Source organism: Pantoea sp. E2023-21, assembly GCF_051302795.1.
Classification (GTDB): domain Bacteria; phylum Pseudomonadota; class Gammaproteobacteria; order Enterobacterales; family Enterobacteriaceae; genus Pantoea; species Pantoea ludwigii_A.
The window spans coordinates 1,646,201-1,659,590 of record NZ_CP195344.1 but is presented as its reverse complement, the minus strand read 5'-3'; the positions used below and the strand labels follow the sequence as shown (position 1 = coordinate 1,659,590).

Sequence of the window (13,390 nt, the reverse complement as noted above, 5' to 3'; positions counted from 1 at the left end):
GTCATCTGGCACACGCAATGTAATCGCCATCCCGCAGCAAGCCCGCTGCGTTCCTCAACCAATGCGAATGAGGTATAGAGCGTGATGGAGATATCCAGACATCCGACCACTGTCTATCAGGCCGTTGCTGCCCAACTGGAGCAGGCGCTGCAGGAGCGCTATCGCTGCGGCGACTATCTGCCTTCCGAACAGCAGCTGGCCGATCACTACGAAGTAAACCGTCACACCTTGCGGCGCGCGGTCGACGAGTTAGTGAATAAAGGGCTGCTGCAACGGCGTCACGGCGTGGGCATTTTGGTGCTGATGCGTCCTTACGATTACCCGCTGCATGCGCAAGCGCGCTTTAGCCAAAACCTGATGGAGCAGGGCAGCCATCCCACCAGTGAACGCCTGCTGGCGGTGCTGCGTCCGGCCAGCAGCGATGTGGCCAGCGCGCTGGGCATCAATGAAGGCGACAACGTCATTCATCTGCGCACGCTGCGCCGTGTCAACGGCGTGGCGGTGTGCGTCATCAATCACTTCCTTGCCGATCTCAACTGGTGGCCGGCGCTGCAGCAGTTTCACAGCGGTTCATTGCACGACTTTATGCAACAGCAACTTGGCCTGAGCCTAACGCGCAGCCAAACCCGCATCAGCACCCGCCGCGCGCAGGCCAAAGAGTGCAAGCAGCTGGAGATTGCGCTGCAGTCGCCGCTGTTATGCGTGCGCACCCTGAATAAACATCGCGATGGTCAGGTGGCGGAATACTCCATCAGCCTGACGCGTGGCGACATGATTGAACTGACTCTGGAGCATCAATGAAACAGCAAACAGCCCGCCAGCATTGGCTCTCGGTGCTGGCACACAGTGAAGCCAGCCAGCTTGAGGCGCACTGGCAGCCGTTAAAACTCAACGCCAGTTTTGAACGCGTGCGCCCAGCGGAAACCGGTTTGACCCGGCTGCAGGCACGCATGGGCGGCAGCGGTAAGCGCTTCGTGATGGGTGATGCCACGGTGACGCGTGCGGTAGTGAAACTGCACGACGGCACGCTCGGCTTTAGCTACGTGCTGGGACGCGATAAATCGCACGCCGAACGCTGCGCGCTGATTGATGCGCTGCTGCAACAGCCCGAAACCCAGGCGCTGTTACAGGAAAAATTGATTGCCCCGCTGGCGGCACTGCGTGAAGAGCAGCGTCAGCTGCGCGCACGTGAAATCGCCAGCTCCAAAGTGGATTTCTTTACGCTGGTTCGCGGAGATAACTGATGACTTTATTGGCGAGTTTTAACCATCCGGTGGCTGATGCCCAACGTGCCTTCCGCCGCATCCTCAAAGCGATGAGCGAGCCGGGCGTGATGGTATCGCTGCCGCTGCAGCAGGGCTGGGGCGATCTCTCACCGGCGGCGACGGCGGTACTGCTGACGCTGGTCGATCAAGAGAGCGCGCTGTGGCTGGATGGCCGCATGGATAACGACGTGGTGCGCAGTAATCTGCGATTCCACACCGGCGTGCCGATTGTTGATGAGCGCGATGCGCCGTTTGCGCTGACGCACGCCGCGGCCAATCCCGATCCGTCGCTGTTCGCTGCGGGTGACAACATGTCACCGGAGAAGAGCACCACGTTGATCGTCGAAGTGCCGTCATTAAGCGGTGGGTTAACGCTGCGCCTCTCTGGCCCCGGTTTACGCGAGCCACGCGCCATTGCGCCGCAGCTGCCAGAAGCGATTCTGCACTATCTGCGTGAGCGTCCACATCCGTTTCCCCAAGGCGTTGATCTGATTTTTACCTGCGGTGAAGCGATGATGGCGCTGCCACGCACCACCGACGTGGAGGTGTGCTGATGTACGTTGCGGTAAAAGGGGGCGAGAAGGCCATTGCCAGCGCCCATGAGCTGCAGGCCGATCTGCGCCGTGGCGACCGCGCGCTGCCGGAAGTGCAGTGCGATCAGGTGGCACAACAGCTCGGATTAGCGGTCGATCGCGTGATGACCGAAGGCGGCATCTACGATCCGCAGCTGGCGGCCTTAGCGATCAAACAAGCGAGCGGCGATCTGGTGGAGGCGATCTTCCTGCTGCGTGCCTATCGCACCACGCTGCCGCGCCTCGCCGACAGTCTGGCGCTGGCAACGGATGAGATGCGCATCGAGCGCCGAATCTCCGCCGTCTATAAAGATTTACCCGGCGGTCAGGTGCTCGGCCCAACCTACGATTACAGCCATCGCCTGCTCGATTTCACCCTGCTGGCCAACGGCGAAACGCCTGCCGCGCCGCGTGACGATCAGGCGTTGCCGGAGCGCTGTCCGCATGTGTTCAGCATGATGACGGCAGAAGGATTGGCGGCGCGCGAAGAGGATGACGGCAGCGAGCCGTGCGACATCACCCGCGAACCGCCCGGTTATCCGGCCACGCGTGCGGCACGCCTGCAGCAGCTGGTGCGCGGCGATGAAGGCTTCTTGCTGGCGCTCGGCTACTCGACGCAGCGCGGCTACGGCCGCAACCATCCGTTCGCCGGCGAAATTCGCACCGGCTATCTCAGCGTCTCCATCTGCCCGGAAGAGTTGGGCTTTGAGATTGAGATTGGCGAAATCCTGCTGACCGAATGCGAAATGGTCAACGGCTTCACCACCGAAACTGACGGCGCGCCGCACTTTACGCGCGGTTACGGCCTGGTGTTTGGTCGTTCAGAGCGTAAAGCGATGGCGATGGCGCTGGTGGATCGCGCACTGCAGGCGCCGGAGTATAACGAACGCATTGCCGGTCCGGCGCAGGACGAAGAGTTTGTGCTGTCGCATGCCGACAACGTGGAAGCGGCGGGCTTTGTCTCGCACTTGAAACTGCCGCACTACGTCGATTTCCAGGCGGAGCTTGAGCTGCTGAAACGGCTGCGCCAACAGCATCAGGAGCAGAACCATGAGTGAGTTAACCGGCTACAACAACGGTTATCTGGATGAGCAGACCAAACGCACCCTCCGCCGCGCCATTCTGAAAGCGGTAGCGATTCCCGGTTATCAGGTGCCGTTTGCCGGACGCGAAATGCCGATGCCCTATGGCTGGGGCACCGGCGGCATTCAGATCACCGCCAGCATTATTGGTGATGCCGATGTGCTGAAAGTGATCGATCAGGGCGCAGATGACACCACCAACGCGGTGTCGATTCGTCACTTCTTCAAGCGCGTCAGCGGCGCGGCCACCACCGAACGTACTATGGATGCCACGCTGATCCAGACGCGTCACCGCATTCCGGAAACGCCGCTGGAAGAAGATCAGATCCTGATTTTCCAGGTACCGATCCCTGAGCCGCTGCGTTTTATTGAGCCGCGCGAGACCGAAACCCGCACCATGCACGCGTTGGAGGAGTACGGCATCATGCAGGTGAAACTGTATGAAGATATCGCCCGCTACGGCCACATCGCGACGACGTATGCGTATCCGGTGAAGGTCAACGATCGCTACGTGATGGATCCGTCGCCGATCCCCAAATTCGACAACCCCAAAATGCACATGATGCCGGCGCTGCAGCTGTTTGGTGCCGGGCGTGAGAAACGCATCTATGCGCTGCCGCCGTTCACCAAAGTAGAAAGCCTCGACTTCGACGATCACCCGTTCAGCGTGCAGCAGTGGGATGAACCTTGCGCGCTGTGCGGTTCGCGCCACAGTTACCTCGACGAGGTCGTAATGGATGACGCCGGTACGCGCATGTATGTTTGCTCCGATACCGATTTTTGCCACCAGCAGCAGGAACAACAGCATGCACAGTGAACAGCCGCTGCTTGCGGTCAACAATCTGACGCACCTTTATGCACCCGGCAAAGGGTTTGAAGAGGTGAGCTTTGAGCTTTATCCCGGCGAAGTATTAGGCATTGTCGGGGAGTCCGGTTCGGGCAAAACCACGCTGCTGCGCAGCCTGTCGGCACGCTTAGCGCCGCAGCAGGGCAACATTCTCTATCGCGCGCAGGATCTCTATCAGCTGAGCGAGAGCGATCGTCGCCGCCTGCTGCGTACCGAATGGGGCGTGGTGCATCAGCATCCGCTCGACGGTTTACGTCCGCAGGTCACCGCGGGCGGCAATATCGGCGAGCGCCTGATGGCGGTGGGCCAGCGTCATTACGGCGATATCCGCAAAGAGGCGATGCGTTGGTTGCAGGATGTGGAAATCCCCGCTAACCGCATCGACGATCTGCCCACCACCTTTTCCGGCGGCATGCAGCAACGTTTACAGATTGCGCGCAACCTGGTGACGCAGCCGACGCTGGTGTTTATGGATGAGCCGACCGGCGGGCTGGATGTGTCAGTGCAGGCGCGTCTGCTGGATTTGCTGCGCACGTTGGTGCGCGAGCTGAATCTGGCGGTAGTGATTGTCACCCACGATCTCGGCGTGGCGCGTTTGCTGGCGCATCGCCTGCTGGTGATGAAGCAGGGCCGCGTGGTGGAGAGCGGGTTGACCGATCGGGTGCTGGACGATCCGCATCATCCGTATACCCAGTTATTGGTTTCGTCGGTGCTGAGTTAACCAGCACCGATGCTGACATACACATTCCGTAGCGGCGCAATTTATTGCGCAAATGCGAACACCGTGCCGCAACAACGCGCGATAAATCGCGCCGCTACGGTTTCGTGCTGCCTTTTGGATGAATTCATCAGGACATCAACATGCAACCTTTATTGCGCGTAGAGCATCTGAGCAAAACCTTTGTACTGCACAACCAGAACAGCGCCGCGCTGCCGGTGTTGCAGGATGCCAATCTCGAAGTGAGCGGCGGCGAATGTGTGGTGCTGCATGGCCGTTCCGGCAGTGGAAAATCCACGCTGCTGCGCGCGCTGTACGGCAATTATCAGGCCAACAGCGGTCACATCTGGCTGCAACATCAGGGTGAATGGATCGATATGGCCAACGCGACCGCCCGCCAGATTCTGGCAATTCGCTGCCATACCGTCGGTTGGGTCAGCCAATTTTTGCGCGTCATTCCCCGCGTGCCGACGCTGGAGATCGTCATGCAGCCGCTGCTCGAACGCGGCACCGAGCGTGCTTTCTGTGAGAAGCGCGCCAAAGAGCTGTTGACGCGCCTCAACGTGCCGGAGCGTTTATGGTCGCTGGCGCCGTCCACTTTTTCCGGCGGTGAGCAGCAGCGCGTCAACATCGCACGCGGCTTTATTGCCGACTATCCGGTGCTGCTACTGGATGAGCCGACCGCTTCGCTCGACAGCGCTAACAGCGCTGCGGTGGTGGAATTGATTGAACAGGCACGCGCCCGTGGGGCCGCCATTGTCGGTATTTTCCATGACGAAGCGGTGCGCGAACGCGTGGCCGATCGCCTGCACGTCATGCAGCCAATGAAAGCAGGAGCAGAAGCATGATCATTAATAATGTCCGGTTGGTGCTGGAGCAGGCCGTGGTGGCGGGTTCACTGGAAATCCGCGACGGGCGCATCGCCAGCTTCAGTGACAGCGTCAGCCACTTGCCGGGCGCGCTGGATGGCGAAAACGCCTTCCTGCTGCCGGGTTTGGTGGAGCTGCACACCGATAACCTCGACAAGTTCTTTACGCCACGCCCCAAAGTTGATTGGCCCGCACACTCGGCGATGAGCAGCCACGATGCGCTGATGGTCGCCAGCGGCATTACCACGGTGCTGGATGCGATTGGCGTCGGTGACGTGCGCGACGGCGGTCATCGCCTGGATAATCTCACCAAAATGATTGATGCGATTCAGGACAGCAATCGCAAAGGCACTAACCGCGCCGATCACCATTTGCATCTGCGCTGTGAGCTGCCGCACAACACCACGTTGCCGCTGTTTGAAGCGCTGATGAACACACCGGAGCTGTCGCTGGTGTCGCTGATGGATCACTCGCCGGGTCAGCGTCAGTACGCCTCGCTGGAGATGTATCGCACCTATTATCAGGGCAAATATCAGCTCAACGACGCGCAGATGGATCAGTTTGAGCGTGAGCAACTGGCGCTGGCTGCCGAGTTCTCCACGCCCAACCGCAACGCCATCGCCAGTTTGTGCCGGTCGCGCGGCATCCCGCTGGCCAGCCACGATGACGCTACGGCAGCGCACGTTGCCGAGTCACATGACGTCGGCAGCGCCATTGCCGAATTCCCGACCACGCTGGAAGCGGCACGCGCGTCTCGCGACTGCGGCATGCAGGTGCTGATGGGCGCGCCCAACATCGTGCGCGGCGGTTCGCACTCCGGCAATGTGGCGGCGGCGGATCTCGCCAGCCACGGCCTGCTGGATATTCTCTCCTCCGACTATTATCCCGCCAGCTTGCTCGACGCGGTGTTCCGCCTGGTTGCCGATGAGCGCAATACGATGACGTTACCGCAGGCTGCCGCGCTGGTGACGCGCAACCCGGCGCAGGCGATTGGCCTGCACGATCGCGGCCGCATCGCCGAAGGGCTGCGCGCCGATTTAGTGCTGGCGCATACCGATCACGGTCATGCGCACATTCGTCACGTCTGGTCGCAAGGGAAGTTGGTGTTCTGATGGCGCGCCTCATCTGGCTAACCGGGCCTTCGGGCGCGGGTAAAGACAGCCTGCTGAACGCGCTGCGTGAAGCGCCGCCGGAGAATTTGCTGATCGCCCATCGTTACATCACGCGCGCCGCCGATGCCGGCGGCGAGAACCATGTGGCGTTGAGCGAAACCGAATTCCGCCGACGCCAGTCGCTCGGTTTGTTCGCCGTGAGCTGGCAGGCGCACGGACTGCATTATGCGCTGGGCGAGGAGATCGATTTGTGGCTGGCGCGCGGACTTAACGTGCTGGTTAACGGTTCGCGCCTGCATCTGCCGATTGTGCAGCAGCATTACGGCGCGCAGCTGCTGCCGCTGGTGTTGCAGGTGTCGCCAGCGGTGCTGGAGACGCGATTGCGGCAGCGCGGGCGGGAGTCTGAAGCGGAGATCGAGAAACGGCTAGCGCGAGCGGCTGAACCGCTGCCGGTGCACTGCTATGCGCTGAACAACGATGGCGCGTTGCGCGATACGCTAGACCAGCTGCGACGTTTGCTGGGTGCGCGATAAATCGCGCCGCTACGGATACGTGCGTTTTTTATGTCCCATTCACACCATTCGCACCATCCGTAGCGGCGCAATTTATTGCGCAATGCCCGGATGGGTGCGGAGCCGATCGCCACGTTGTGACGGGAAAACGCGCTGTCACCGTTTAATCATTTTACTGTCATCAAGCTTTCATCCGCCTTCCCCGTAATAGCGTGCAATCAACAGCTCAGAAGAGATGGAGTGCATCATGGCACAGGCATTACTGAAAACCGTCGTCGACAATCCATTCCCGCCGATTATCGGGCAGGGCAATAAGGTGCTGTCGGTGCAGGGATTGTGCAAAGCGTATGGCGCCAACCAGGTGCTGGATAACGTCAGCTTCGATCTGCATGCGGGCGAGCTGGTCGCGGTGATTGGCCGCTCAGGCGCAGGCAAATCGACACTGTTACACATGCTCAACGGCACCATCAGCGCGTCGCAGGGTGCGATTCTCAGCAATCGCCACGGCGAAGTGGATCGCGATGTGGTCACGCTCAATAGCCGCCAGATGCGCGAATGGCGCAGCGAATGCGGCATGATCTTCCAGGACTTCTGTCTGGTACCGCGCCTCGATGTGCTGACCAATGTGCTGCTCGGGCGTTTAAGCCAGACCTCCACGCTGAAATCGTTCTTCAAAGTATTTTCCGAAACCGATCGCGCTCGCGCCATCGAACTGCTGCAGTGGATGAACATGCTGCCTCAGGCGCTGCAGCGTGCGGAAAACCTCTCCGGCGGCCAGATGCAGCGCGTAGCGATCTGCCGGGCGCTGATGCAGAACCCGCGCATTCTGCTGGCGGATGAACCGGTGGCGTCACTCGATCCGAAAAACACCAAGCGCATCATGGATGTGCTGCGCCAGGTGAGCGAGCAGGGCATCAGCGTGATGGTGAATCTGCACTCGATAGAATTGGTAAAAAGCTACTGCACCCGCGTTATCGGCATTCAGCGCGGCAAAGTGCTGTTTGATGGACATCCTTCCCAGTTGACCGACGGCCTGATGCATGAGCTGTACGGCGACGAAATTAACCAACTCCACTAACTCCCACGGCAAGAGAACAACCACCAATGAAACTGACTTCTTTAGCTTTACTGACTATTGCGATGGCTTTTGGCGTTAACGCAGCGGAAGCACCCAAACAACTGAATCTCGGTATTCTCGGCGGCCAGAACGCCACGCAGCAGATTGGTGATAACCAGTGCGTGAAAGATTTCTTCGACAAAGAATTGCAGGTGGATACCAAACTGCGTAATTCGTCTGACTATTCCGGCGTGATTCAGGGCTTGCTGGGTAACAAAATCGATCTGGTGCTGAGCATGTCACCGGCATCGTATGCATCGGTTTACCTGCAGAACCCGAAAGCGGTGGATGTGGTGGGCATCGTGGTGGATGACAAAGACGGTTCACAGGGTTATCACTCGGTGGTGATCGTCAAAGCCGACAGCCCGTACAAAAAGCTGGAAGACCTGAAAGGCAAATCGTTTGGCATGGCCGATCCGGATTCAACCTCGGGCTTCCTGATGCCTAACCAGGCGTTCAAGAAAGAGTTTGGTGGCACGGTTGACGATAAGTACAACAACACCTTCTCCAGCGTGACCTTCTCCGGCGGCCACGAGCAGGACATCCTCGGCGTGCTGAACGGCCAATTCGACGGTGCAGTGACCTGGACGTCACTGATTGGCGACCGCGAAACCGGTTATACCTCGGGGGCCTTTGGTCGTTTGATTCGGATGGATCATCCCGACCTGATGAAGCAGATCCGCATCATCTGGCAGTCGCCGCTGATCCCAAATGGCCCGATTCTGGTGAGCAATAACTTGCCCGCCGATTTCAAAGCGAAAGTGGTAGCCACCATCAAGAAGCTGGATAAAGAAGATCACGGCTGCTTTGTTAAAGCGGTGGGCGGCGCCCAGCACATCGGCCCGGCAACCGTGGCGGATTACCAGAATATCATCGATATGAAGCGCGATTTGATGAAGGGTTCGCGCGGTTAAGCGATAAAACGGTGCGCATTAATGCGCACCCGACAATGTAGGGTCGCCATTCATGGCGACCGGGTTACACAGGAATCTCCCTCTTGACCGATTTCGAACACTACTACCAACGCATTCGCCGCCAGCAAAAGCGCGACTCGCTGCTGTGGTCGCTGCTGTTGCTGGCGCTCTATCTGGCCGCGGGCAAGATGGCGGAATTTAATCTGCTCACCGTCTGGCAGTCGCTGCCACACTTTTTTGACTACATCGGCGAAACGATGCCGGTGTTGCATCTGTCACTGCTGTTTGCCGACGGCAAAACCGAAGGCTCGCTGGCTTATTGGGGCTATCGGCTGCACTTCCAGCTGCCGCTGATCTGGGAAACCTTGCAGCTGGCGCTGTCGTCAACCATCGTGGCGGTGGCCGTTGCCGGTGTGCTGGCCTTCTTCGCCGCGGATAACACCCAAACGCCGCGCAGCCTGCGCATGGCGATTCGTGCTTTCGTCGCCTTCCTGCGTACCATGCCGGAGCTGGCGTGGGCGGTGATGTTCGTGATGGCGTTTGGCATTGGTGCCATTCCCGGTTTCCTCGCGCTGGCGCTGCACACCGTCGGCAGCCTGACCAAACTGTTCTACGAAGCGATTGAAAGCGCCTCGGATAAACCGGTGCGCGGCCTTGCGGCGTGCGGTGCCAGCAAACTGCAGCGCATGCGTTTTGCGTTTTGGCCGCAGGTTAAACCGACGTTTCTTTCCTACAGCTTTATGCGTCTGGAAGTTAACTTCCGCTCCTCAACCATTCTCGGTTTGGTCGGCGCGGGCGGCATTGGCCAGGAGCTGATGACCAATATCAAACTTGACCGTTACGATCAGGTCAGCATCACGTTGCTGCTGATTATCGTGGTGGTGTCGCTGCTGGATACGCTGTCCGGCTGGCTGCGCCGCCGCGTAGTAGAAGGAGACGTGCCATGATTGCCTTAGCGCCGGATGTCGCCAAACTCAAGCAGGAACATGCCGCGCTGTTTGCCGTGCAGCACCGCTATCTGCGCCGCGTCGCGTTGGTGGCGCTGGCCATCGCGCTCTATTACCTGTTCTTTTTCGAATTCTTTGGCATTGAGTGGAGCCGTTTTCTCGTTGGCTGCCAGCAACTCAGCCGCTATTTCCTGCGTATGTTTGTCTGGCAGGATTTCCTCAACTGGCCGTTTGGGTACTACTTCACGCAAATCGGTATCACGTTGGCGATTGTGTTTTCCGGCACGTTGACCGCTTCGCTGATCGCGCTGCCGGTCTCATTCCTGGCAGCGCGCAACGTGATGCACGATGCGCTAACGCGTCCGATTTCGCTGGTGGTGCGTCGTGTGCTTGATGTCCTGCGCGGCATCGACATGGCGATTTGGGGTCTGATTTTCGTGCGTGCCGTTGGCATGGGGCCGCTGGCGGGGGTGCTGGCGATTGTGATGCAGGATGTCGGTTTGCTCGGCAAACTGTATGCCGAAGGGCATGAAGCGGTAGAGCGTTCGCCAGGTCGCGGCCTGAGTGCGGTGGGCGCCAACAGCTTGCAGAAACATCGCTACGGTATTTTTACCCAATCGTTCCCAACTTTCCTCGCGCTCAGCCTGTATCAAATTGAATCCAATACCCGATCAGCAGCGGTGTTAGGCTTCGTCGGCGCGGGTGGCGTGGGCCTGGTCTATGCCGAGAACATGCGTCTATGGAACTGGGATGTGGTGATGTTTCTGACCATTATCCTGGTGGCCGTGGTGATGATCATGGATGTCATCTCCAGCAAGCTGCGTAAGCGTTACATCACGGGGAAAGGGGTGCCGTTGTGGCAGCCTGCCGCGCGCGATTAAGCCGTGCGCTGCGCTGCCAGGCGCGCTCCAGCGCCTGCACCAGCTGCGCCTGATGCCAGGGTTTCGCCAGCCGTTCACACAGCGGCAGCGTCACCTGCGTCTGGCGCAGATCCTGGCCGCTGATTAACACGGTCGCCAGATGCGGCCACTGCGCCTGCGCCTGACGAATCACATCCGCACCGTTAATGCCGCCCGGCAGCATCAAGTCACTGATTAACAGCTCGATATCCGGCGTCTGGCGCAGCAGCGTCAGCGCGCTTTCGCCATCGCCACACTCCAGCGTCAGATAACCGAGCTGGTGCAGATGTTCGCACAGCGTTTGCCGCACCGTCGGTTCATCATCCAGCACCAACACCAGTCGATCGTTGCTGGCCTGCGAGAGCAACGGCGGTGGTACGCTGAGCGGCTGCGCCGCTTCTGGCGCGCGCGGCAGCAGCAACCGCACGGTGGTGCCTTGTCCGGGCGCGGTTTCCAGCTCGATTTGGCCGCCGGACTGGCGCACAAAGCCATACACCATCGATAAGCCCAAACCGCTGCCGCTGCCAATGGCTTTAGTGGTGAAGAACGGCTCAAACACTTGTTCGCGCACCTCCGCCGACATGCCGCAGCCGTGATCAATGACCTCAATTGTGACGCGATCGCGCTTGCCGTCGGCTTCCTGTTTGCGTTGATTCCAGATGCGCAGGCGGATTTCACCGCGCTGTTGCGCCATCGCATCGCGCGCATTGACCACCAGATTGATCAACGCGTTTTCTAGCTGGCCGGCATCGATCCATGCTGGCCAGCCGGGGCGCTGTGCATCGATTATCAGTTGTTGGCCGGGCAGCAGCGCATGCTGCAACAGCGAATGCAGATTATCCACCAGTTCCACCACCGACACGGCGCGCGGGTAGAGCGCCTGTTTGCGCGAAAAGGCCAGCAAACGTTGCGTCAGCTGCGCCGCTCGATCAGCGGCCTGACGCGCGCGCTCGATGCGGTTGGCGAGCATACCGGGCGGCAGCTGATCGACGGTTAACGCCAGGCTGCCAATGATCACCGCCAGCAGATTATTGAAGTCGTGCGCCAGCCCGCCGGTCAGCTGACCGACCGCTTTCATTTTCTGGCTGTGCAGCAGCGCCTCTTCCAGTGCTTTGCGTGTGGTGCGTTCCAGCACGGTATTCACCATGCCACGGCGCGGCACCGGGCTGAAACGCAGCTCCAGCGTGCGTCCATCTGCCAGCCGCACTTCCTGCGCATCGGCTAACCCGTGGAGTTGCACATCGACGCGTTTTAAGAGCTGTTGGTAATGCAAACCGCGATGCAACTCGCGCGGCGCGATACCCAGCAGCTCGGCATATTGCGCGTTCCACACCACCAGCTGACCACTGTTATCAAACAGGGCAAAGCCGTCGCGCATGGCAAGGAAAGTGGATTCCAGCTGGTTACTTTTCTCTTTCAGCAGGCGTGAAGTGTGCGCCAGCGAGGCAGTATTGCGGGCAAACACGTTGAAGGCGCGCGCCAGATCGCCCAGCTCATCGCGCCGCGCCAGACCCGGCACATTGACGCTCTTTTTCACCCTGCGCCAGCCGCGTCATGGCGTGGGCGATGGCGGTCAGACTCGAACCCAGATTGCGGTAGATGTAATAACCGGCGTAACCGGTGATCAGCAGCGCCAGCAGCATAAACAGGCCAATAAAGCCGATGATCGAATCCAGTTCTTCATGGGTCACCGCGCTGCGTGCATCACTCTGCTGCGCCACCCGCTGCACGTAATGGGTGATGTCGTCGTTGAGCATCGCCACCAGCGCTTTGATGCGGTAGGTGGCGTAGGCGATGGCGATATCGCTCTGCTCCAGCTGTTGCGCCACCGGCAGCAAACTGCTGCTGCTGGCAATCAGCCGCTGCACCTGGGTGTTCAGCACGCCGCTTAGCGTTAGCGCTTGCCATTGGCGCAGCACCGTTTGCAGTTGCTGCACCGCGGCCTGCGGCGCGCTGGATTGGATCGCCACGCTGAATAAGCTGTGGGTTTGTTGGCGCAGCGCTGCAGAAGGGGAATCGGCGCGTGTCAGCAGGTCAATGCGATTGAGCAACAGCTGTGATTGCCACAAACCGCTCAGCATCACGTTGCGCTGCAGGTGACGCTGATGACCGGCCCGTAACAATTGATTGATGGTCTGTTCCAGCATCTGGCTGCGCTCACGAATACGCGTCAATAGCTGGGGGTGCTGTGCGGCCAGCGGCGCGTTAGCCAGTAAGGTTAGCGACTGTTGCAGTTCCTGCTGCGTTTGCTGCAAGCGGGCCGATTCACTCTGATACTCCAGCGCGCCGACCACCTGTGATAAACGCACCGCCGCGATTGCCACATTGGCGGTATCACGTGACAGCGCCAGGCTGCCGTTCATGTCTGCCAGCGTTTGTGCCTGCGCCTGTTCCTGAATGTGACCTGCGTGGCGAAATCCAAAAATGGCCACCAGGCTCACCGCCAGCGTCACTGACATCACCAGCAGATTAAACAGCAGCAGGCGACTGCGCGCGCCCGCGTGCCAACGCAGACTGTGTCTCATGGTTGCCACTC

The 13,390-nt window shown here is 59.7% G+C and carries 13 protein-coding genes and 1 pseudogene; 13 read left to right on the top strand and 1 reads right to left on the bottom strand.

Annotation, left to right across the window (positions count from 1 at the left end; genetic code table 11):
- Positions 1–84: 84 nt before the first annotated feature.
- The 13 genes from phnF to phnE (ACRQ84_RS07875) all read left to right on the top strand — a co-directional run bounded on the left by phnF (position 85) and on the right by phnE (ACRQ84_RS07875) (position 10,836).
- Positions 85–801, top strand: a complete 717-nt coding sequence (gene phnF, locus ACRQ84_RS07935) for a phosphonate metabolism transcriptional regulator PhnF (RefSeq protein ID WP_064739159.1) — start codon at positions 85–87, stop codon at positions 799–801.
- Positions 798–1,244: a phosphonate C-P lyase system protein PhnG gene (phnG, locus tag ACRQ84_RS07930; RefSeq protein ID WP_064739158.1), complete on the top strand. Its 447-nt coding sequence runs from the start codon at positions 798–800 to the stop codon at positions 1,242–1,244. The genes phnF and phnG overlap by 4 nt, the downstream gene beginning before the upstream one ends.
- A complete protein-coding gene (phnH, locus tag ACRQ84_RS07925; RefSeq protein ID WP_064739157.1) occupies positions 1,244–1,819 on the top strand; it encodes a phosphonate C-P lyase system protein PhnH in 576 nt (191 codons plus the stop codon). Before phnG ends, phnH begins: the two co-directional genes overlap by 1 nt.
- A complete protein-coding gene (locus ACRQ84_RS07920) occupies positions 1,819–2,895 on the top strand; it encodes a carbon-phosphorus lyase complex subunit (RefSeq protein WP_483817674.1) in 1,077 nt (358 codons plus the stop codon). The genes phnH and ACRQ84_RS07920 overlap by 1 nt, the downstream gene beginning before the upstream one ends.
- Positions 2,888–3,736, top strand: coding sequence for an alpha-D-ribose 1-methylphosphonate 5-phosphate C-P-lyase PhnJ (locus ACRQ84_RS07915; RefSeq protein WP_483817673.1), 849 nt, complete (start codon positions 2,888–2,890; stop codon positions 3,734–3,736). The genes ACRQ84_RS07920 and ACRQ84_RS07915 overlap by 8 nt, the downstream gene beginning before the upstream one ends.
- Positions 3,726–4,487: a phosphonate C-P lyase system protein PhnK gene (gene phnK / locus ACRQ84_RS07910; RefSeq protein ID WP_008105506.1), complete on the top strand. Its 762-nt coding sequence runs from the start codon at positions 3,726–3,728 to the stop codon at positions 4,485–4,487. Before ACRQ84_RS07915 ends, phnK begins: the two co-directional genes overlap by 11 nt.
- A gap of 140 nt (positions 4,488–4,627) precedes the next feature.
- The gene (gene phnL, locus ACRQ84_RS07905) at positions 4,628–5,332 is read left to right on the top strand and encodes a phosphonate C-P lyase system protein PhnL (protein WP_483817672.1); all 705 of its coding nucleotides are present in this window, start codon (positions 4,628–4,630) and stop codon (positions 5,330–5,332) included.
- Positions 5,329–6,465 (top strand): alpha-D-ribose 1-methylphosphonate 5-triphosphate diphosphatase, encoded by a 1,137-nt coding sequence (gene phnM / locus ACRQ84_RS07900; protein ID WP_483817671.1) that lies wholly within the window; start codon positions 5,329–5,331, stop codon positions 6,463–6,465. Before phnL ends, phnM begins: the two co-directional genes overlap by 4 nt.
- A complete protein-coding gene (phnN, locus tag ACRQ84_RS07895; protein WP_483817670.1) occupies positions 6,465–6,998 on the top strand; it encodes a ribose 1,5-bisphosphokinase in 534 nt (177 codons plus the stop codon). The genes phnM and phnN overlap by 1 nt, the downstream gene beginning before the upstream one ends.
- A 226-nt stretch (positions 6,999–7,224) precedes the next feature.
- Positions 7,225–8,055, top strand: coding sequence for a phosphonate ABC transporter ATP-binding protein (gene phnC / locus ACRQ84_RS07890; protein WP_064739150.1), 831 nt, complete (start codon positions 7,225–7,227; stop codon positions 8,053–8,055).
- Between the two features lie 26 nt (positions 8,056–8,081).
- Complete coding sequence (gene phnD / locus ACRQ84_RS07885; protein ID WP_064739149.1) at positions 8,082–9,008, top strand: phosphonate ABC transporter substrate-binding protein; 927 nt, start codon at positions 8,082–8,084, stop codon at positions 9,006–9,008.
- A gap of 83 nt (positions 9,009–9,091) precedes the next feature.
- A complete protein-coding gene (gene phnE / locus ACRQ84_RS07880) occupies positions 9,092–9,955 on the top strand; it encodes a phosphonate ABC transporter, permease protein PhnE (protein WP_483817669.1) in 864 nt (287 codons plus the stop codon).
- On the top strand, positions 9,952–10,836 hold the full coding sequence (gene phnE, locus ACRQ84_RS07875; RefSeq protein WP_483817668.1) for a phosphonate ABC transporter, permease protein PhnE: 885 nt from the start codon (positions 9,952–9,954) through the stop codon (positions 10,834–10,836). The genes phnE (ACRQ84_RS07880) and phnE (ACRQ84_RS07875) overlap by 4 nt, the downstream gene beginning before the upstream one ends.
- Here phnE (ACRQ84_RS07875) and ACRQ84_RS07870 read toward each other — a convergent pair.
- Positions 10,790–13,379: pseudogene (locus ACRQ84_RS07870) on the bottom strand (ATP-binding protein). The gene phnE (ACRQ84_RS07875) and the pseudogene ACRQ84_RS07870 overlap by 47 nt on opposite strands.
- Between the last annotated feature and the right edge of the window lie 11 nt (positions 13,380–13,390).